The 17,760-nt window shown below is 69.1% G+C and carries 17 protein-coding genes; 13 read left to right on the forward strand and 4 right to left on the reverse strand.

Features of this window, described 5'->3' with window-relative positions; genetic code table 11:
- Positions 1 to 8 precede the first annotated feature (8 nt).
- Complete coding sequence (locus ACQSSQ_RS07405; RefSeq protein WP_431326387.1) at positions 9 to 1,181, forward strand: TetR/AcrR family transcriptional regulator; 1,173 nt, start codon at positions 9 to 11, stop codon at positions 1,179 to 1,181.
- Between the two features lie 64 nt (positions 1,182 to 1,245).
- Here ACQSSQ_RS07405 and ACQSSQ_RS07410 read toward each other — a convergent pair whose 3' ends face one another.
- Positions 1,246 to 2,487 carry an oxygenase MpaB family protein gene (locus ACQSSQ_RS07410; protein ID WP_431326388.1) on the reverse strand — a complete coding sequence of 414 codons (1,242 nt, stop codon included), beginning with the start codon at positions 2,485 to 2,487 and terminating at the stop codon, positions 1,246 to 1,248.
- Positions 2,488 to 2,765: 278 nt separating this feature from the next.
- On the opposite strand from ACQSSQ_RS07410, the gene ACQSSQ_RS07415 reads away from it, so the two are divergent.
- On the forward strand, positions 2,766 to 3,176 hold the full coding sequence (locus ACQSSQ_RS07415) for a nuclear transport factor 2 family protein (RefSeq protein WP_431326389.1): 411 nt from the start codon (positions 2,766 to 2,768) through the stop codon (positions 3,174 to 3,176).
- Between the two features lie 59 nt (positions 3,177 to 3,235).
- On the forward strand, positions 3,236 to 3,457 hold the full coding sequence (locus tag ACQSSQ_RS07420) for a DUF6458 family protein (RefSeq protein WP_431326390.1): 222 nt from the start codon (positions 3,236 to 3,238) through the stop codon (positions 3,455 to 3,457).
- 79 nt (positions 3,458 to 3,536) lie between these two features.
- On the opposite strand, the gene ACQSSQ_RS07425 is transcribed toward ACQSSQ_RS07420, so the two are convergent.
- On the reverse strand, positions 3,537 to 4,580 hold the full coding sequence (locus ACQSSQ_RS07425; RefSeq protein WP_431326391.1) for a hypothetical protein: 1,044 nt from the start codon (positions 4,578 to 4,580) through the stop codon (positions 3,537 to 3,539).
- Between the two features lie 219 nt (positions 4,581 to 4,799).
- On the opposite strand from ACQSSQ_RS07425, the gene ACQSSQ_RS07430 reads away from it, so the two are divergent.
- From ACQSSQ_RS07430 to ACQSSQ_RS07475, 10 genes are all read left to right on the forward strand, one after another.
- Positions 4,800 to 5,675 carry an MEDS domain-containing protein gene (locus tag ACQSSQ_RS07430; protein WP_431326785.1) on the forward strand — a complete coding sequence of 292 codons (876 nt, stop codon included), beginning with the start codon at positions 4,800 to 4,802 and terminating at the stop codon, positions 5,673 to 5,675.
- A gap of 112 nt (positions 5,676 to 5,787) precedes the next feature.
- Positions 5,788 to 7,680 (forward strand): molecular chaperone DnaK, encoded by a 1,893-nt coding sequence (gene dnaK, locus ACQSSQ_RS07435; RefSeq protein ID WP_431326392.1) that lies wholly within the window; start codon positions 5,788 to 5,790, stop codon positions 7,678 to 7,680.
- A 5-nt stretch (positions 7,681 to 7,685) separates the two neighbouring features.
- The gene (locus tag ACQSSQ_RS07440) at positions 7,686 to 8,231 is read left to right on the forward strand and encodes a nucleotide exchange factor GrpE (RefSeq protein ID WP_431326393.1); all 546 of its coding nucleotides are present in this window, start codon (positions 7,686 to 7,688) and stop codon (positions 8,229 to 8,231) included.
- Entirely contained in the window at positions 8,231 to 9,208 is a 978-nt protein-coding gene (locus tag ACQSSQ_RS07445) for a DnaJ C-terminal domain-containing protein (protein ID WP_431326394.1), read from the forward strand. The genes ACQSSQ_RS07440 and ACQSSQ_RS07445 overlap by 1 nt, the downstream gene beginning before the upstream one ends.
- Positions 9,205 to 9,525, forward strand: coding sequence for a chaperone modulator CbpM (locus tag ACQSSQ_RS07450; protein ID WP_431326395.1), 321 nt, complete (start codon positions 9,205 to 9,207; stop codon positions 9,523 to 9,525). Before ACQSSQ_RS07445 ends, ACQSSQ_RS07450 begins: the two co-directional genes overlap by 4 nt.
- A complete protein-coding gene (gene clpB, locus ACQSSQ_RS07455) occupies positions 9,516 to 12,149 on the forward strand; it encodes an ATP-dependent chaperone ClpB (RefSeq protein ID WP_431326396.1) in 2,634 nt (877 codons plus the stop codon). Before ACQSSQ_RS07450 ends, clpB begins: the two co-directional genes overlap by 10 nt.
- Entirely contained in the window at positions 12,146 to 12,598 is a 453-nt protein-coding gene (gene trxA, locus ACQSSQ_RS07460; protein WP_431326397.1) for a thioredoxin, read from the forward strand. Before clpB ends, trxA begins: the two co-directional genes overlap by 4 nt.
- 128 nt (positions 12,599 to 12,726) lie before the next feature.
- A complete protein-coding gene (locus ACQSSQ_RS07465; RefSeq protein ID WP_431326786.1) occupies positions 12,727 to 12,873 on the forward strand; it encodes a UBP-type zinc finger domain-containing protein in 147 nt (48 codons plus the stop codon).
- Positions 12,851 to 14,518 carry an FAD-dependent oxidoreductase gene (locus tag ACQSSQ_RS07470; RefSeq protein WP_431326398.1) on the forward strand — a complete coding sequence of 556 codons (1,668 nt, stop codon included), beginning with the start codon at positions 12,851 to 12,853 and terminating at the stop codon, positions 14,516 to 14,518. The genes ACQSSQ_RS07465 and ACQSSQ_RS07470 overlap by 23 nt, the downstream gene beginning before the upstream one ends.
- A 14-nt stretch (positions 14,519 to 14,532) precedes the next feature.
- The gene (locus ACQSSQ_RS07475) at positions 14,533 to 14,808 is read left to right on the forward strand and encodes a hypothetical protein (protein ID WP_431326399.1); all 276 of its coding nucleotides are present in this window, start codon (positions 14,533 to 14,535) and stop codon (positions 14,806 to 14,808) included.
- A 75-nt stretch (positions 14,809 to 14,883) separates the two neighbouring features.
- On the opposite strand, the gene ACQSSQ_RS07480 is transcribed toward ACQSSQ_RS07475, so the two are convergent.
- Positions 14,884 to 15,948 carry a hypothetical protein gene (locus ACQSSQ_RS07480; protein WP_431326400.1) on the reverse strand — a complete coding sequence of 355 codons (1,065 nt, stop codon included), beginning with the start codon at positions 15,946 to 15,948 and terminating at the stop codon, positions 14,884 to 14,886.
- A 329-nt stretch (positions 15,949 to 16,277) separates the two neighbouring features.
- Positions 16,278 to 17,696, reverse strand: a complete 1,419-nt coding sequence (gene glnA / locus ACQSSQ_RS07485) for a type I glutamate--ammonia ligase (RefSeq protein ID WP_431326401.1) — start codon at positions 17,694 to 17,696, stop codon at positions 16,278 to 16,280.
- Positions 17,697 to 17,760: the final 64 nt, after the last annotated feature.

Here is a 17,760-nt window from a genome sequence, read left to right on the forward strand (position 1 = left end):
GACGAGCCATGGAGCCTGCTCCGCCGTCCAGCCCCGCCACGCGTCCGCGCAACCGACGGCAGCTCATCATCGACGCCGCGGGCCGCGTCTTCAACGAGCGCGGCTACCACGCCGCGTCGATGGAGGAGATCGCCCTCGAGGTCGGCATCACGGCTCCCGCCCTCTACCGGCACTTCCCGAACAAGTACACGCTCTTCGCCGAGTGCGCGACCTTCATGGCCGACGGTCTGGTCGAGGCGCTCGACGAGCTGCCGCCCGAGGCGACCCTCGACGAGCTCTTCCTCGCCGCGAGCCGGGTGACGATCGCCCACCGGGCCTCCGGCGGCGTCTACCGGTGGGAGGCGCGCTACCTCAACCCGGACGACCGCCGGGTGCTGCGGGGCAAGTTCGGCCAGGTCGTCGACCGGGTGACCGATGCGGTGACCGCCGAGGAGGGTGATCTCGACCCCGCCCTCCGGGCCGCCGCAGCGCTGGGAGCCATCGGGTCGATCACGATGCACCGCACGCGCATCTCCGCCCAGCGCGCCGAGAAGCTGCTCGTCGGAGCCGCGTCGAGGGTGGTCGCGACCGAGCGTCCGCGAGCCGTCGCCAGCGCCTCGGTCGAGGTGCCCTCGCCGCCCGTGGTCCGGATCCGCCGCGCCGAGATCCTCGCCGCCGCCATCCCGCTGTTCGAGCGCGACGGCTTCGCCAACGTGTCCCTCGGCCGGATCGCCGAGGCCGTCGGGCTCGCGCCGTCGGCGATCTATCGCCACTACCCGGGGAAGGTGGACATCCTCGCCGCAGCGTGCCTGCAGGCCGCGGGGCTGCTGTCGCAGTCGGTCGAGCAGGCGCTGAGGGGATGCGCCGATCCGCACGCCGCGGTGGCCGCGCTGGCGGAGACGTACGTCGCGTACAGCTTCGAGCACCGCTCGCTCACCAGCGTCGCCGAGGCGGAGCTCGTCGGTCTGCCCGCAGCCCTGCAGCGGCCGCTGGTGCTGGCGCAGCGCGACCACATCGCGCTCTGGGAGCAGCAGCTGCGTGCCGCCCAGCCCGACCTGAACGCCCGCGATGCGCGGGTGCTCGTGCACGCAGGGTTCGGTGTGGTGGTGGAGGCCGGTCGGAGGCTCCGGTGGCAGGACTCACCCGACGCCCGTCGCTCCGTCGCCGCGCTGCTGCTCAGCGCGCTGGGATGGCGCGACTGAGACCTCGCGGAGCGGGTGGGCCGGGCTTCGCTTGCCCCGGCCCACCCGCGTCGTACGGTCCGGCTCAGGCGCCGGGTCGGTTGGTGTCGGGGATGGTGATGGGCGTCGTGGTGCCCGAGCCGCCCTTGTTGAGGAACGCCATCGCCAGCGCACGCACGAACTGGTCGAACAGGTAGAAGTTGGCCGGGACGAGGGGGAGGAGCCCCTCGCGGAAGGCGATGTAGGTCGGCCATGCCGTCCGGATCAGCGCGGCCGACACGTAGTCGCGCTTGAGCCCGAGCCAGTCGCCGATGTCGTTGCCGAGCTGATAGCGGACGAACTCGTTGAGGAAGCCGCGGGTGACCCCGAGGTCGACCTGAGCGGTGAGGCCGAGCAGGACCTCGGCGAGCGCCTTGCCCTCGGGCGTGGGAGCCAGGATCGGGGTGAGGACCTGAGCGGACTGCGCGTGGGCGGCGGCCCACGTGGCCGGGATGTACTCGTCGCGCACACCGAGCATGTGCAGGGCCACCTGCCAGGAGTGGAGGAAGGCGTCCTGGTCCGCGGTGGACATCGGCACGCCCCAGTCCTTCAGCTTCTTGTGCGCGAAGGTGCCCGTGCTGTGGAAGGTGACGAGGATGTCGGCGTTGCTGATCGGGATCTCCTCCTCCGCGACCGCCTGCCAGTACGGCGACTGCGGGAGGAGGTGGCGGACGGCCGCGTGCACCATCCGGGTCTTGTTCGAGGTCACCAGGAACTGGCCGCTCGGCTCGAAGGCGTTCAGGTCGCTCAGGTCGTACCCGAAGGTGAACGTCTTGGCGGCGCGGTCTTGCATGTCGGCGCCGCCCTTGGACCAGTAGACGGACCTGGCCTCGCGCGGGATGACGGTGCTCATGATGCCGCCGCCGATGCCGTAGATGACGAAGAGGTAGGTGTCCTTGCGGCGGTTGAAGTCGGCCGCCCGCCGCAGCTTCGTCATGTCGGCCCACGACGGGAGCTTGGTGTTGTCCTGCAGGAACCCCGCGAGCTCCGGCGGGAGGCCGGTCGGGATGGGGTGGTTGTTGTTGACCCACGGGCCGATCGCGTTGTTGACCGCCGCGACCTGGCCCTTGTCGACGACCGAGGCCATGATCCGGTCGATGTCGTCGTCCCAGACCCACTGCGGATCGACGCCTGCTCCGCTGCCGGCGACCGACGCGGCGGGCGACCACGACCAGGCCGCCGAGGGGTTGACGACGCTTGCTAGTCCGAGTGCGGCTCCGAGTGTCAAGACGCCGCGTCTGTTCATGTCGACCACGTGCTCCACCTGCTTCCCGACGAGGTTGGGCATCACCGCGGACGCCTTCGGCGGGCCCCCGTAGGGCTCGTCGTCTTCCTTCGGTGATGTGATTCCCCATTAACATAGAGATGTGAGACAGGTCACGCAACCCCTGGTGACGATCGGATTTCCCAGGGGTTACTGCGTCCTCCAGGGGGCTGCTGGCGGGACCAACGGCGGGGGTCAGCGTTCACATGCTGGGTCGGTTGCCGAGGCCGACTCCCTCGCCGGCGCAGCGGGGATATCGTCGTGGCGCTGCACCGACGACGCCGGACGCCCGTGGAGGACCGATGACCGAGCCCGCGATCGAGACCCCGACTCCTGAGGGTGTGGCTCAGGCCGCCGCCCTGGCTCGTCGGTGGCTCCCCGACTTCCTCGCCGGGCGCCGGGCCGCGGACGACGTCTACGCGCCGGGCGCGAGCACCTGGCACAACATCGGGGAGCGGGAGGCGGAGATCCTCGCGACGCCCTCGCGTACGCGGTCGGTGGAGAAGGGGGCGGAGCTGCGCGTCGAAGACGTCCATGTGAAGGTGTTCGACGGCGGCTGGGTGGTGCAGTCCGTCGCCGTCGGGACGAGCCCGGACGGTCAGCCTGTCCGCATCCCGTCGTGCCTCGTCGTCACGATGCGTGACGGGAAGATCGCGCGGTTCGAGGAGTACGCCGACTCGCGTGCGGCGGAGAGGCTGTTCGGCGAGGTTTGAGCGACACCCGTCCTGGGTACGGGGCCGAGTGCTCATGTCGTCGACAAGGAGGGACTGTCGTGGTCATCGGACTCGGCATCGTTCTGATCGTGTTGGGCCTCATCTTCGCGCTGGACGTCATCAACTTCGACACGTCAGCCGTGGATACCGGGACCCTCGGCTGGATCCTGCTCGTGGCAGGAATCGTGGCCGTCGTGATCTCGCTGGTCGTCAACCACCAGCGGACCCGCTCGACCCACGTGGTCGAGGAGCGCCGCGACACCGGCTATCCCCCGCGGTAGCACCGAGAACGACGCGGTCCCCGGATCCTGCTCCACGCAGGGCCCGGGGACCGCTCGTCTGCATCTGACGCCGACGTGCTCAGCGTCGCCTTCCCGCCGGGCCACGACCTGACTGACGGCGGTCCGAGTTCCGTTGGTGTGCGAGACGGTTGCGACGCTCTTCCTCGCGCTTGGAGTACGCGGCCGCGCGGATCGCCTCGTCCGACTCCAAGCCGCTGCCCAGACCCCCACCAACGGTCGCCGCCGACGCCACGAACCAGGCGAGCACGAAGATGTCGTCGTAGCCGAGTGAGGTGTTGAGGTAACCGCCCATCACGGAGGGGTCGAGGACGAACAGTGCCCAGAGGAGGTTCACCACGTAGAGCGCCGCGTAGCAGATGAGCACCCCAGCGGTGAGTGTCACCAGGGTCGAGATGTTGTAGAGGCGGGACCGTTCCCGGGCCTCGGCGGAGTCGTCGTCGGGGTGGTCCCACAGCTTGCCGTCAATGACGAGCCAGGCGACGACAAGCGCGACGGAGGCGATCGTCGCGACCAGGAGGCGCCACGAGGACAGCGACCCTGCCAGTAGCCAGACCGTGGAGTTGATCGTGGCGATCGCTCCGGTCGCCAGCGCCGCGACGAGTGCGGACTTGAGGCCGGGCACGAGGAGCCACGGTCGGTTGGCAAGTACCATCCCTGCGAGCAGTCGCCAGCGGCCCCCGAACCGGGGAAGCAGGATGCGGTGCTCCTCCTCGGATGTGGGGTCGGCCATGCCGCCGACGAGCGTGCGCACTGCGCGGCGAGTGCGTGCTTGCATCCGCAGTCCGCCGAGCGCAGGCAGTGACAGCACGGCCGTCCGCTGATGGGGGTCGGCTTCGACGAGGAGGTAGCGGCCGTCGTCGTCTCGAAGGGGAAGCTCGGTCAGCCCCACGACGAGGTCCCACTCGTGCTGGTGAGCCTGGTCTCCCAGACGCACCAACGCGGTGTCGACATCTTCGGACCCGGTGGTGAACGGCTCGCTCACGACCTCGACGTCCCAGCCTCCGTGACGCTCGCCCTTCGGTGGATCGAGGTCCTTGATCCGATGCGCCATCTGGGTGGGCGAGGCCGGGTCAGCCACGAGACCGACGTGGAGGAGGTTCATGGTGCACCTGTACCCACGGCGCTCGCGCGGACACGCGTGGGCCCACGGCGAAGGCGCCTGACGACGGCCCGCACGCGCTGCGGGGCCCCGACGGAGATCGCGCGCGGGCGTGATCTTGCTCGTCCCGGGCGATCGCCCAGCGAAACGGCGAGCAGCGACACGTCGCAGGTGCGCGTAGTGTGGTAGTCCTCCCACGGATCCACTGGAACGGTGGCCACCATGAACGGTTTGAGCCTCGGGATCCCTGGGGTCGGCGCTGTCAGTTCAGGGTCCCATTTCTGTGCGCTCTACTCGGGGCCGGCCGAGCGTGACCGGTTGTTGTATCCCTTCCTCGAGGAGGGCTTGCGGCACGGTGACAAGTGCCTTTGCCTGATCGACGATGTCGAGCCGGCGCTGGTCCGGGACCGGGCCGTTGGGCAGCCCGGCCCGGACTACTCGCGACGATCGGCACAGCTCGACGTCGAGCGTTCATCGGATGCCTACCTCCGCTCGGGGGAGTTCTGCGTCGACGACATGATGAGCTTCCTCGCCGGGAGCGTGGACGCGGCGATCGCAGACGACTTCGGCCTCCTCAGAGCCGCCGGCGAGATGTCGTGGGTGCTGTCCGGCGCCCCGGGCTGGGACGACCTGTTCGTCTACGAGTCGTCCCTCAACCACGTCGTCGAGCAGATGCCTGCCATCCTCATGTGCCTGTACGACCTCAAGAAGTTCGGGGCCGAGATGCTCGTCGGAGTACTCCATACCCACCCCAAGGTCCTGCTGGACGCCACGGTGATCGACAACCCCCACTACGTGGATCCGGCGGAGCTCAGGCCAGGTGCGGGAGCTGTCGGGCGAGCCCGGTATCCCTTGGTCAGGGTAGACGCGGACGACGAGGACGCCACAGACCGCGGATGGGCGTCCCTCACCGGCGCCGAGCTGCGGGTCGTCTCCCGCGTCTCCCGGGGGATGACGAATCGCGGGGTCGCCGAGGATCTCTCCGTGTCCCGCCATACCGTGGACGCCCACCTCAAGCACATCTACCTCAAGCTCGACGTCCACTCGCGGGTCCAGCTGACGGTGCAGGCGCTGCGGCGCCGCGGCCACATCGACTAGCTGTGATGCCGGCCCGATCCCGGCCGTGAAGAAGCACCCGTTCATGGGATGCCGGCGACGTGGCCCGCGAGAAGCATGGCCGTGACAGCAGCTTCCGGCGGATGGAGTGGTCATGGCCAGGGCAGTAGGCATCGACTTGGGAACGACGAACTCGGTGATCGCGGCGATGGAAGGCGGACAGCCGCAGGTCATCCCCAACGCGGAGGGCAACCGGACCACGCCGTCCGTGGTCGCCTTCTTGGAGAACGGCGAGCGACTGGTCGGCCAGATGGCTCGACGTCAGGCGATCCTGAACCCGAAGGGGACGATCTACTCCGCGAAGCGCTTCATCGGCCACAAGTACGACGAGGTCAGCAGCGAGATGACGACCGTCTCCTTCGACGTGGTCCCTGGCCCCGACGGCGCGGTGCGCTTCCAGGTGAACGGCAAGCTCTACGCTCCTGAAGAGATCTCGGCGCAGGTCCTCCGCAAGCTGGTCGACGACGCCGGGAAGTTCCTCGGCGAGCGGGTCACCGAGGCGGTCATCACCGTCCCCGCGCACTTCAACGACGCGCAGCGGCAGGCCACGAAGGACGCCGGCAAGATCGCCGGGCTCGAGGTCCTCCGGATCATCAACGAGCCGACGGCTGCCGCGCTTGCGTACGGGATGGACAAGCTGGAGAACGAGACCGTGCTGGTCTTCGACCTCGGCGGTGGCACGTTCGACGTCAGCCTCCTCACGGTCGGGGACGGCGTGGTCGAGGTCCGGTCGACGGCCGGGGACACACATCTCGGCGGCGACGACTTCGATCGACGTATCGTCGACTACCTGGCGGACGAGTTCGAGAAGTCCAACGGCATCGACCTTCGCGACGACCCCCAAGCTCTCCAGCGCCTGTTCGAGGCCGCCGAAAAGGCCAAGGTCGAGCTGTCGGCGGTCACTCAGACCGCCGTCAACCTTCCCTTCGTCACCGCTGACGCCTCAGGGCCCAAGCACCTCAACGTCAACCTGATGAGGTCCACCTTCGAACAGCTCACGGCCGACCTCATCGACCGCTGCCTCGGTCCGGTCAAGCAGGCCATGGAGGACGCCAAGGTCACCGCCGACGACATCGACGAGGTCATCCTGGTGGGTGGGTCCACGCGGATCCCGGCCGTCCAGGCGCTGGTACGCCGCCTGACCGGTGGCAAGGAACCCAACATGACCGTCAACCCGGACGAGGTCGTCGCGATCGGCGCGGCCGTCCAGGCGGCGATCATCAAGGGTGATGTGAAGGACGTGCTGCTGCTCGACGTCACGCCCCTGTCGCTGGGTCTGGAGACGATGGGCGGCGTGATGACCAAGGTCATCGAGCGGAACACCACCATCCCGGCTCGACGGACCGAGATCTTCACGACCGCGGAGGACAACCAGTCGGCCGTCGACGTCGTCGTGCTGCAGGGGGAGCGGGAGCGAGCGGCCGACAACCGCGTGCTGGCCCGGTTCCGGCTGGAGGACATTCGTCCCGCGCCGCGCGGGGTGCCCCAGATCGAGGTGACCTTCGACATCGACGCCAACGGCATCCTGCACGTCTCGGCGCGCGACAAGGACACCGGTGCCGAGCAGCAGGTGACCATCAGCGAGACCTCCACTCTCAGCCAGGAGGAGGTCGAACGGATGATCAAGGACGCCGAGACTCACCGTGGTGAGGACGCCGCCCTGCGCGAGCGGGTCGATGCGCGCAACGAGCTGGACTCCGTGGCCTACCAGGTGCGCAAGGCTCTCGAGGAGGCTGGTGCATCGGTACCCGAGCACGACCGCGCCCGGGCCGAGATGCTGGTCGAGGAGGCCCGCCAGGCGGTCGAGGGCGACGAACCCGTGGACCGCCTTCGCGCCCTGACCGGGGAGCTCCACCAGATGAGCCAGGTGCTGAACGCCGCGGCCCGGGATGGCGGTGGACCGTCGACCGGGTCGGCAGGCGCCTCCGAGGACACCTCTGACGGCGATGACGACGACGTCATCGACGCCGAGTTCACCTCCCGCTGATCGCCATGTCCGATCACGAGGTGCCGACGTCCGAGGCCCCGATGAACGGGACAGGGGGCGACGAGGTCCTGGGGAATGATGCGGCGAGACGTGTCGACGAGCCCGAACGCGTCGACCAGGCGCGCCAGATCGCCGACCTTGAGGATGCGTGGCGCCGTACTGCTGCCGAGCTGGACAACTTCCGCAAGCGTTGTGCGCGCGATGTGGCCCGCGCCCGCGAGCAGGAACGGGCGGCCGTGGCCGCCAGCTGGCTGCCGGTCCTGGACAACCTGGAGCGCGCGCTCGAGCACGCGTCGTCCGACCCCGACTCGGTGGTCGAGGGCGTCCGAGCCGTGCTGGCGCAGGCAGTCGGCGTCCTGGCCGACCTCGGATACCCGCGTCGCGACGACGACGGCAGGGCTTTCGACCCCGCCGTGCACGAGGCGGTCAGCACTGTGTCAGGTGAGGGGCTGGTGCCCGGGACCGTGGCTCACGTCGTGCGCCCTGGCTACGGGCCCGATGACAAGCTGCTGCGTCCCGCCGCGGTCGTGGTGGCCACCAGGGCACCCTGATGGCCAGAGATTTCTACGAGGTCCTCGGGGTCTCCCGAGATGCCGACCCGGACGACATCCAGCGCGCCTATCGCCGGCTGGCGCGCCAGAACCACCCGGACGTCAACAAGCAGTCCGGCGCCGAGGAGCGGTTCAAGGAGATCGCCGAGGCGTACGACGTGCTGTCCGATCCCGAGCTGCGTCGCCGCTACGACGCCTTCGGCGAGGACTTCCGGCGCGTCCCGCCCGACACGGACCCGGCCGCCTGGCGTCAGGGCCGGACGTACGCCGACGCCGGGGCGGGTGCGCGCGGTCGCTGGTCGTCGGGGGCCGGCCCGTCGGGAGGTTTCGGTGCCGGCGACTTGGGCGACGACATCGATATCGAGGACCTGCTCGGGGGGATCTTCGGCGGACGGGGCCGGGGCGGACGGGGCCGGGAGGGCTGGGGACCTGGCCCGGTGCCGGGCTCCGACCACGAAGCGGAGGTGGAGGTCTCGGTCGAGGAGGCCTACCACGGCACCGAGCGCAGCTTCACGATCAGTGGTCCTGACGGCCCCCGCACGCTGGACGTCACGATCCCGGCGGGTGTGGTCGACGGTCAACGGATCCGGCTGCGCGGGCAGGGCGGCGCGGGCAGCGGCTCGGCGGCCGCCGGAGACCTCTACCTGGTCGTCCGGATCGCCGACCACCCGCGCTACAGGGTCGAGGGTCGCGACCTGCACGCCCTCCTGCCGATCGCTCCATGGGAGGCCGCCCTGGGCGCGTCGGTGTCCGTCGACACTCCCGGCGGGATGGCCACGGTGAAGGTTCCAGCAGGCTCGTCCAGCCACCGCAGGTTGCGGCTCAAGGGCCGCGGGCTTCCCCACAGGCGCGGGAAGCCGGGGGACTTCTACGCCGAGCTGCAGGTCCGCATTCCCCGGACCCTCACCGACGAGGAGCAACGGCTCTTCGAGGAGCTCGCGAAGGTGTCCAGCTTTGACGCGAGGAGCAGACGATGACAGCGGTCACACAGTTCGCTCTCGCTCGGCCCTCCCGGCTCAGCTTGGAGAGCTATGCGCAGCTCACCGGCGTACACCCAGAGCTCGTACGCCGCCTGGTTGCCCTCGGACTGCTGGACGTCACCCGCGATGCGCAGGGGCGCTTGTGGTTCAACCCCTCCCAGGTGAAGGAGATGGCCAGGATCCAGCGGCTCCGGATGAGCCTGAACCTCAGCTACTGCGCCATCGGTCTGGTCGTCGAGCTGCTCGACAGGATCGCGGAGCTGGAGAAGGCACAACGGCGTACGTCACGACGAGGAGACGCTCCATGGACATGAACAGACTGACCCAGAAGTCGCAGGAGGCTCTGCACGACGCCCAGACCAAGGCGCTGCGGTTCGGCCACGCGGAGGTGGACGGAGAGCATCTGCTGCTCGCACTGCTCGACCAGGAGGAGGGCTTGGTCGCTCCTCTGCTCGCCCGGGCGGGGGCAGACCCGGACCGGCTGCGCGAGGAGCTCGAGGCCGAGCTCGGCCGGCGCCCGCGGGTCAGCGGGCCGGGAGTGACCCCCGGGCAGGTGCACATCACCCAGCGGCTCTCGCGGCTGCTCGACACGGCCGACCGTGAGGCGCGGAGGCTGAAGGACGAGTACGTCTCTGTCGAGCACCTCGTGATCGCTCTGGCCGAGGAGGGGGCTGGATCTGCGGCGGGGCGGCTTCTTCGCGCTCAAGGGCTGACCCGGGACACGTTCCTGGCCGCACTGACTCAGGTGCGCGGTCACCAACGGGTGACCTCGGCGACCCCCGAGGGAACCTATGAGGCGCTGGAGAAGTACGGCCGCGATCTCGTCACGGCCGCCGCGGCGGGCAGGCTCGAGCCGGTCATCGGACGCGATTCCGAGATCCGCCGGACCATCCAGATCTTGTCCCGCAAGAGCAAGAACAACCCGGTCCTCATCGGCGAGCCCGGGGTGGGCAAGACAGCGATCGTCGAAGGTCTGGCCCAGCGGATCGCCGACGCCGACGTGCCGGAGGGACTGCGGGACAAGACCGTGTTCGCCCTCGACATGGGCGCGCTCATCGCCGGGGCGAAGTATCGCGGAGAGTTCGAGGAGAGGCTCAAGGCCGTGCTCAACGAGGTGCAGAGCGCCGAGGGCCACATCCTGCTGTTCGTCGACGAGCTGCACACCGTCGTGGGTGCCGGCGCCGCCGAGGGTGCGATGGATGCCGGCAACATGCTCAAGCCCTTGCTCGCCCGCGGTGAGCTCCACATGATCGGCGCGACCACCTTGGACGAGTACCGCACGCACATCGAGAAGGACGCGGCGCTCGAGCGGCGGTTCCAGCCGGTCCTGGTCGACGAGCCCGACGAGGAGGACGCCCTCTCGATCCTGCGTGGGCTCCGCGAGCGGTTCGAGGTATTCCACGGCGTGAAGATCCACGACGGCGCTCTCGTGGCAGCCGTGACCCTGAGCCACCGCTACATCTCCGACCGCTTCCTGCCCGACAAGGCCATCGATCTCGTCGACGAGGCGTGCGCGATGCTGCGCACCGAGATCGACTCGATGCCGGCCGAGCTCGACGAGCTCACCAGACGCGTGACCCGGATGGAGATCGAGGAGGCGGCGCTCTCGGAGGAGGAGGACGCCGCGAGCAGGGCCCGCCTCGACGAGCTGCGCAAGGAGCTGGCCGATGCGCGGGCCGAAGCCGATGCCCTGCGCGCGCAGTGGGAGGCCGAGCGGTCGGCGCTTCGCGAGGTGCAGTCTCTACGCCAGGAGCTGGAGCAGGTACGTCTGGAGAGCGAGCGGGCCGAGCGCGAGTACGACCTCAACCGCGCGGCGTCCCTGCGACACGGCCAGCTGCCGGAGATCCAGCGGCGGCTGGAGGCGGCCGAGTCCCGACTGGCCGGCAAGCAGGGCGGCCGTCGGCTCCTGCGCGAGGTGGTGACCGCCGACGAGATCGCCGACATCGTGTCGCGCTGGACCGGCATCCCGGTCACGCGCCTGCAGGAGGGGGAGCGCGACAAGCTGCTGCGCCTGGACGAGGTGCTCCACGAGCGTGTCATCGGCCAGGACGAGGCGGTCCAGCTGGTGGCCGACGCGGTCGTGCGCGCCCGCTCAGGCATCAAGAACCCCCAGCGGCCGATCGGGTCGTTCATCTTCCTGGGCCCCACAGGGGTCGGCAAGACGGAGCTGGCCAAGACGCTGGCCACCGCACTGTTCGACACTGCGGAGAACATGATCCGGATCGACATGAGCGAGTACCAGGAACGGCACACCGTCAGCAGGCTGGTCGGAGCGCCACCCGGCTACGTCGGCTACGAAGAGGGCGGTCAGCTCACCGAGGCCGTACGCCGCAAGCCCTACTCGGTGGTCCTGCTCGACGAGATCGAGAAGGCCCACGTCGACGTCTTCAACACGCTGCTTCAGGTGCTCGACGACGGCCGCCTGACCGACTCCCACGGCCGGACCGTCGGCTTCCGCAACACCGTGCTGATCATGACCTCCAACATCGGCTCGGAATACCTCCTCGACGGGGTCACCGCGGGCGGCGAGGTCAAGGAGGAAGCACGCTCGAGTGTGATGCGCCTGCTGCAGTCGCACTTCCGGCCGGAGTTCCTCAACCGTGTCGACGAGATCGTCATGTTCAAGCCACTGACGCTCGCCGAGATCGAGCGCATCGTCGACCTCCAGCTCGAGGAGCTGCACCAGCGGCTGGCCGACATGCGAATCTCCCTCGACGTCACCGCTGCGGCGCGTCGCTACATCGCCGACCAGGGTTTCGACCCGGCGTACGGCGCCCGTCCGCTGCGTCGGCTCATCTCCCGGGAGGTGGAGACTCAGGTCGGCCGGGCGCTGCTGCGCGGGGATGCGGGCGACGGGGGCGTGATCTCGGTCGACGTCGTCGACGGGAAGATCAGGGTGACGGCCGGCAGCCGGTCAGAAGGGCGGGTCGCGGCATGACCGCGTCCACCCAGAAGTCGACGAAGGTCGAGTGCGGCAACTGCGGAGCCAAGAACCGCGTGCCGGCGGTCGCCGAGGGTGCGCCCCGCTGCGGGAGGTGCAGCACTCCGCTGCGCTGGGTGGTGGACGCGAACGACCTGGAGTTCCAGGCCGTCGCGGACGAGTCGAGCCTGCCTGTGCTGGTCGATGTGTGGGCGCCGTGGTGCGGCCCTTGCCGGATGGTGAGCCCGGCCTTGGAGAGGCTGGCCGGGGACCTGGCCGGCCACCTCAAGCTGGTCAAGGTCAACGCTGACGAGAACCCGGCTGTGAGCCGGCGGTTCGAGGTCCAGTCGATTCCGACGCTGGTCCTCCTCGAGCGCGGCAAGGTGGTCGACAGACAGGTCGGCGCCCTTCCGGAGCAGCACCTGCGCTCGTGGCTCGAGGCCAAGCTTCCGACAGGAGCGCGATGACTGCCAACCCGAAGCGCGTCGGCGCGGATCCGCACCTGCGAGTCATCCGGCCCGTGCCGCCGCCCGCGCAGCGTGTCTGCGCCGATTGCGTGCAGTCTGGTACGCCATGGGTTCACCTGCGCCAATGCATGACCTGTGGCCGGGTCGGTTGCTGCGACTCGTCACCGATGCGACACGCGCGCGCTCACGCCGCCACGACGGCCCACGTCGTCGTGCGTTCGCTCGAGCCGGGGGAGAACTGGAGATGGTGCTATGTCGACGAGCAGTTCATCTGACGTCGAGCCCGCGGACCTTCGCGAGACCCCCGACACCACCGGCGCCTACCCCCGGCTCAGCGATGATCAGATCATGCTGCTCTCGCGCTACGGAGAGCGGAAGGCGCTGACCAAGGGCACCACGCTCTTCTGCGCGGGGGACCGCGACTGCGGTCTGTTCGTCGTCCTGGACGGCAGGGTCCGGGTTGTTCAGGAGGAGGGCCCCGAGGGAGAGTCGCGGGTGCTCGCCGTCCACGGGCGAGGCCGCTTCGTAAGGGACCTGTCCATCCTGACCGGCCAAGCGGTCTACGTCACCGCCGTCGCCCAGACGGACGTGGAGGTCGTTGAAGTGCCCTACGACCGCCTCAAGGAGGCGGTCACCCAGGATCAGGCGCTCGGAGATCTGATCCTGCGGGCGTTCATCCTGCGACGCGCCCTTCATGCCGACCTCGGCGCCGGCCTCCGGATCATCGGGTCGCGCTACTCCGCGAGCACCCGCCTGCTGAGGGACTTCGCGAGCCGCAACCGCATCCCGTGCCGTTGGGAGGACGTGGAGGAGGATCCCGAGGCGGAGGCAACCCTGCGGGCGTTCGGCATCCCACCCGACCAGACCCCCGTCGTGATCTGGAAAGGACAGACGGTTCTGCGGAACCCCAGCACCAAGGAGCTGGCCGACCTCATCGGGCTGCGAGCGGCGCCAGACCGGACTGCGTACGACCTCGTGGTTGTCGGCGCAGGCCCGGGCGGACTGGCGGCGGCTGTCTACGCCGCCTCCGAGGGACTCTCGACGGTCGTCCTGGACGCACTCGCCACCGGCGGACAGGCGGCCACGTCGTCCCAGATAGAGAACTACCTGGGCTTCCCGGCCGGTATCACCGGCGCCGAGCTGGCCGACCGCGCCGTGGTACAGGCCCGAAAGTTCGGCGCCGCCTTCAGCATCCCCGGCGAGGCGACCTCGCTCACACAGGCCGACGGCTATCACACGGTGGGACTGGCGGAGGGGGACTCCCTCGTCGCGCACGCCGTGCTCATCGCGACGGGTGTGCGCTATCGACGTCTCGACATCCCAGGAACGGACCGCCTCGAGCGCAGCAGCATCTACTACGCCGCCACGGAGTTCGAGGCCCGGCTGTGCCGACAGGACCCCGTCACCGTCGTGGGCGGCGGAAACTCCGCGGGCCAGGCGGCCTGCTTCCTGGCCCGTCAGTCGCCGGTCGTCAACCTCGTCATCCGACACGGTGACCTGTGCAGGGACATGTCCCGCTATCTGGCCGACCGCGTCGAGCAGTCGCCACGCATCGTGGTCTGGCGCAACAGCGAGGTGCGCGAGCTCATCGGGGAGGAAGCGCTCGAAGAGGTGCTGGTGCGCGACCTCCAGTCGGATGAGGAGCACCGCGTCGCGGCGACGGCCCTGTTCGTGATGATCGGTGCGTCCCCGCACACAAGCTGGCTCGAGGGAGAGATCCCGCTGGACGCCAAGGGGTACATCCTCACCGGGCCTGCGGCCGATGCCTCCGACGCCTTGTTCGAGACTCGCCGCCAGGGCGTGTTTGCCGTCGGCGACGTACGCAGTGGGTCGGTCAAGCGCGTCGCCTCAGCCGTCGGCGAGGGCTCGGTCGCGATCCGCCAGGTCCACGAGTTTCTCGCGGCCGCGGGGCGCCGGTGACCGGGCGCCGGCACATGAAGGAGCGAGAGTTCGAGGCCAAGGTCATGCGGTTCGTACGCGAGATCGGCATCGCGCCGGAGGGCAGGGTACGAACGGTGGGCTTCGACTTCACAAGAGGCGTGGTCGTCATCAACACCGACGAGGGCACTGCTGCGGCACGTGCCGCGGGCTTGTGGTCTGACTATGAAGACAACGCGGCGCGTATCAGGCCCCGACATGCCCCGCTCGTCAAGTACGAAGGACGAGCCGAGACCGACGTCCTGGGTGAATCCCACGCGCGCGGTGAATGATCTGACAGGCCCCGATCCAGGCCCGTTTTCCGTGCGCGGCGAGAGCGCGGGCGATGGTCGCTGGGGTCACCCGCGTCACGTCACCACGTCACCCGACCCGTGCCGGTGCGTGTAGGCGGCGGACCGAACCGCTTCGTCGGTCTCCAAGCCCGCCCCAAGGGCTCCGCCGATCGTCGCGAGAGCGCTGGCGAGCCACACCAGCTTCACGTAGTCGCCAACGTGAACCGCATGCCCGATGTTCTCCTCGAGCAGGGGTTCAGGCACCAGAGTCAGCGACGTCAGCAGTGCGAGCAGAAGGAGCGCGGCGTACAGAAAGAGCACACCGAGCACGACGGTTCCGGTCGTCGCCAGGTTGAAGAGAGTTACCTGCTTACCCCCCACCGGATTCGGCGCACGTTCCCACAGGCCCGCTCCGACGATCAGCGCGGTGGTGATCGCCGCAACAGAGCCCACCCCGATCGCCAGAAGTCTGGGCCAGCTGAGCGCGTCGCCGAGCTGCCAGATGTCGGGGGTGACGAGCACGAAGACGCCGGTTGCCAGTGCGGCGGTCAGCGCTTTCGAGAGTCCGATCGCAAGCCTCCACGGTTGGTTGGCCCGGATCATCCCGATCAGGAGTCGCACGTGACCGCTCAGGACCTTCGCAGTGAACATGACACTGCCGTCGTTCTCCTCATGCTGACTCCCGAGCTCACGGGCGCGGCGCCCGAGCCCGGCAGCAGGGCCCGGCAGCGCGGGATCTGCTGTGTCCCCGAGCAGGGTGCGCACGAGCCCCACGACCGCGCCTCGGATGCGTTGACGCAGTCCCACCGCGCCGAGCGCCGGCACGCACACCACCGCGACGCCGTGTAATGGGCTGGCATGAGCCACGACCGGGCGCCGGTGAGCCCGGAGGGGCAGGTCCGTGAGGCAGACGACCAGGTCCCAGTCCTCCTTCAGGAGCCGCTCCCTCGCCGCGGCGACGAGGGCGGCGTCGTCTGCAGGTGGATGGACCAGCACGTCGACCACCGTCGGAACGCACCACTGGACGGTGGGCAGCTGGACACCCAGCTCTGCGCGTAGATCGTCGGCAAGGTTCGACGCGACGTCGGCGGCCGTACCCGGAGCTGAGACAAGTCCGATGACGACCTCCCCGGCGCTCATGCGTGAGCGGCCGGTCCGCTCGGACTGTTCTGGCGCTCCTGCCTCATGCTACGAGTGTGGGATCACGACGCGCCTCAGAGCAAGAGGTGCCGGAGGCCGTCGTCGAAGAGCGAGGAGCGTCCCGCTGGGTGAATGTCGGGCCCACGAAGACGAGAGCGGCCCCAGACTCTGCGGAAGCACTGGGGTGTCTCCGCAGGTCGGGGCCGCGTCTCGGCTGGGCGCCCAGGTCGGCGCGCACCGGCGATCGGATGTCGAGTCCTTCGTACGACATCTTGCGGGGCTCGCCTTCGGGAGCCGCTCGTCCCTCGCGACTCCCTCCGGCTCACTCCTCAGATGTCGTAGTACAGCTCGAACTCGTGCGGGTGCGGCCGCTGCTGGATCGGGGCGATCTCGTTCTCGCGCTTGTACTCGATCCACGTCTCGATCAGGTCCGGCGTGAAGACGTCGCCCTGGGTGAGGAACTCGTGATCGGCCTCGAGCGAGTCGAGCACGGCACCGAGCGAGGTCGGGACCGACTCGATCTGGTTGTACTCGTCCGGCGGGAGCTCGTAGATGTTCTTGTCGATCGGCTCCGGCGGCTCGATCTTGTTCTTGATGCCGTCGATGCCGGCGAGCAGCAGCGCGGAGAACGCGAGGTACGGGTTCGCCGACGGGTCGGGGCAGCGGAACTCGATGCGCTTGGCCTTCGGGTTCGAGCCGGTGATCGGGATGCGGACGCACGCCGAGCGGTTGCGCGAGCTGTAGACGAGGGCGATCGGCGCCTCGAAGCCCGGCACCAGACGGTGGTAGGAGTTGACCGTCGGGTTGGTGAACGCGAGCAGCGACGGCGCGTGCTTCAGGATGCCGCCGATGTAGTGGCGCGCCGTCTCCGAGAGACCGCCGTAGCCGGCCTCGTCGTAGAACAGCGGCTCGCCGTCCTTCCAGATCGACTGGTGGCAGTGCATGCCCGAGCCGTTGTCGCCGAAGATGGGCTTCGGCATGAAGGTCGCCGTCTTGCCGGCGGCCCAGGCGGTGTTGCGGATGATGTACTTGAACTTCATGACATCGTCCGCGGCCTTGAGCAGCGTGTCGAAGCGGTAGTTGATCTCCGCCTGGCCGGCGGTGCCGACCTCGTGGTGCGCGCGCTCGACCTGGAGGCCGGAGTCCTCGAGCTTGAGGACCATCTCGTTGCGGAGGTCGGCGAAGTGGTCGGTGGGGGAGACGGGGAAGTAGCCGCCCTTGTAGCGGACCTTGTAGCCGCGGGCCTCCTCCTCGGCGCCCGTGTTCCACGCGCCGGCGATCGAGTCGATCTCGTAGAAGCCGCGGTTGGCGGAGGTCTCGAAGCGGGCGCTGTCGAAGACGTAGAACTCGGCCTCGGGGGCGAAGAACGCCGTGTCGCCGATGCCCGTGCTCGCGAGGTAGGCCTCAGCCTTCCGCGCGATGTTGCGCGGGTCGCGGGAGTACGCCTCGCCCGTCAGCGGGTCGTGGATGAAGAACTCGAGCGCGAGGGTCTTCTCCGGCCGGAAGGGGTCGATGTAGGCGGTCGTCGGGTCCGGGAACAGCGCCATGTCGGACTCGTGGATCGCCTGGAAGCCGCGCACCGAGGAGCCGTCGAACATCAGCCCGTCCTCGAACACCGCTTCGTCGAACGACGAGACCGGCACCGTGAAGTGCTGCTGGATGCCGGGAAGATCGGTGAACCGGACGTCGACGAACTTGACTCCCTCGTCCCTGATGTAGGCCAAGAGCTCGTCGCGGTTTGAGAACATAAAGCCTCCTCGGCCAGGGCTCTGAACGCAGGCCGGCCGTCGTGTACGGGGGGCGAACTGGGGT

Origin of the sequence: Mumia spirodelae, assembly GCF_050632745.1 — a bacterium.
Taxonomy (GTDB): Bacteria; Actinomycetota; Actinomycetes; order Propionibacteriales; family Nocardioidaceae; genus Mumia.

What these genes read in the sequence shown, in the direction of transcription:
- ACQSSQ_RS07480 (WP_431326400.1), bottom strand. Translation starts at nt 15,948, where the DNA reads ATGAGCGCCGGGGAGGTCGTCATCGGACTTGTCTCAGCTCCGGGTACG.
- ACQSSQ_RS07465 (WP_431326786.1), top strand. Translation starts at nt 12,727, where the DNA reads ATGACCTGTGGCCGGGTCGGTTGCTGCGACTCGTCACCGATGCGACAC.
- trxA (WP_431326397.1), top strand. Translation starts at nt 12,146, where the DNA reads ATGACCGCGTCCACCCAGAAGTCGACGAAGGTCGAGTGCGGCAACTGC.
- glnA (WP_431326401.1), bottom strand. Translation starts at nt 17,696, where the DNA reads ATGTTCTCAAACCGCGACGAGCTCTTGGCCTACATCAGGGACGAGGGA.
- ACQSSQ_RS07415 (WP_431326389.1), top strand. Translation starts at nt 2,766, where the DNA reads ATGACCGAGCCCGCGATCGAGACCCCGACTCCTGAGGGTGTGGCTCAG.
- ACQSSQ_RS07440 (WP_431326393.1), top strand. Translation starts at nt 7,686, where the DNA reads ATGTCCGATCACGAGGTGCCGACGTCCGAGGCCCCGATGAACGGGACA.
- ACQSSQ_RS07410 (WP_431326388.1), bottom strand. Translation starts at nt 2,487, where the DNA reads ATGCCCAACCTCGTCGGGAAGCAGGTGGAGCACGTGGTCGACATGAAC.
- ACQSSQ_RS07450 (WP_431326395.1), top strand. Translation starts at nt 9,205, where the DNA reads ATGACAGCGGTCACACAGTTCGCTCTCGCTCGGCCCTCCCGGCTCAGC.
- ACQSSQ_RS07430 (WP_431326785.1), top strand. Translation starts at nt 4,800, where the DNA reads ATGAACGGTTTGAGCCTCGGGATCCCTGGGGTCGGCGCTGTCAGTTCA.
- ACQSSQ_RS07405 (WP_431326387.1), top strand. Translation starts at nt 9, where the DNA reads ATGGAGCCTGCTCCGCCGTCCAGCCCCGCCACGCGTCCGCGCAACCGA.
- dnaK (WP_431326392.1), top strand. Translation starts at nt 5,788, where the DNA reads ATGGCCAGGGCAGTAGGCATCGACTTGGGAACGACGAACTCGGTGATC.
- ACQSSQ_RS07425 (WP_431326391.1), bottom strand. Translation starts at nt 4,580, where the DNA reads ATGAACCTCCTCCACGTCGGTCTCGTGGCTGACCCGGCCTCGCCCACC.
- ACQSSQ_RS07445 (WP_431326394.1), top strand. Translation starts at nt 8,231, where the DNA reads ATGGCCAGAGATTTCTACGAGGTCCTCGGGGTCTCCCGAGATGCCGAC.
- clpB (WP_431326396.1), top strand. Translation starts at nt 9,516, where the DNA reads ATGGACATGAACAGACTGACCCAGAAGTCGCAGGAGGCTCTGCACGAC.
- ACQSSQ_RS07475 (WP_431326399.1), top strand. Translation starts at nt 14,533, where the DNA reads ATGAAGGAGCGAGAGTTCGAGGCCAAGGTCATGCGGTTCGTACGCGAG.
- ACQSSQ_RS07470 (WP_431326398.1), top strand. Translation starts at nt 12,851, where the DNA reads ATGTCGACGAGCAGTTCATCTGACGTCGAGCCCGCGGACCTTCGCGAG.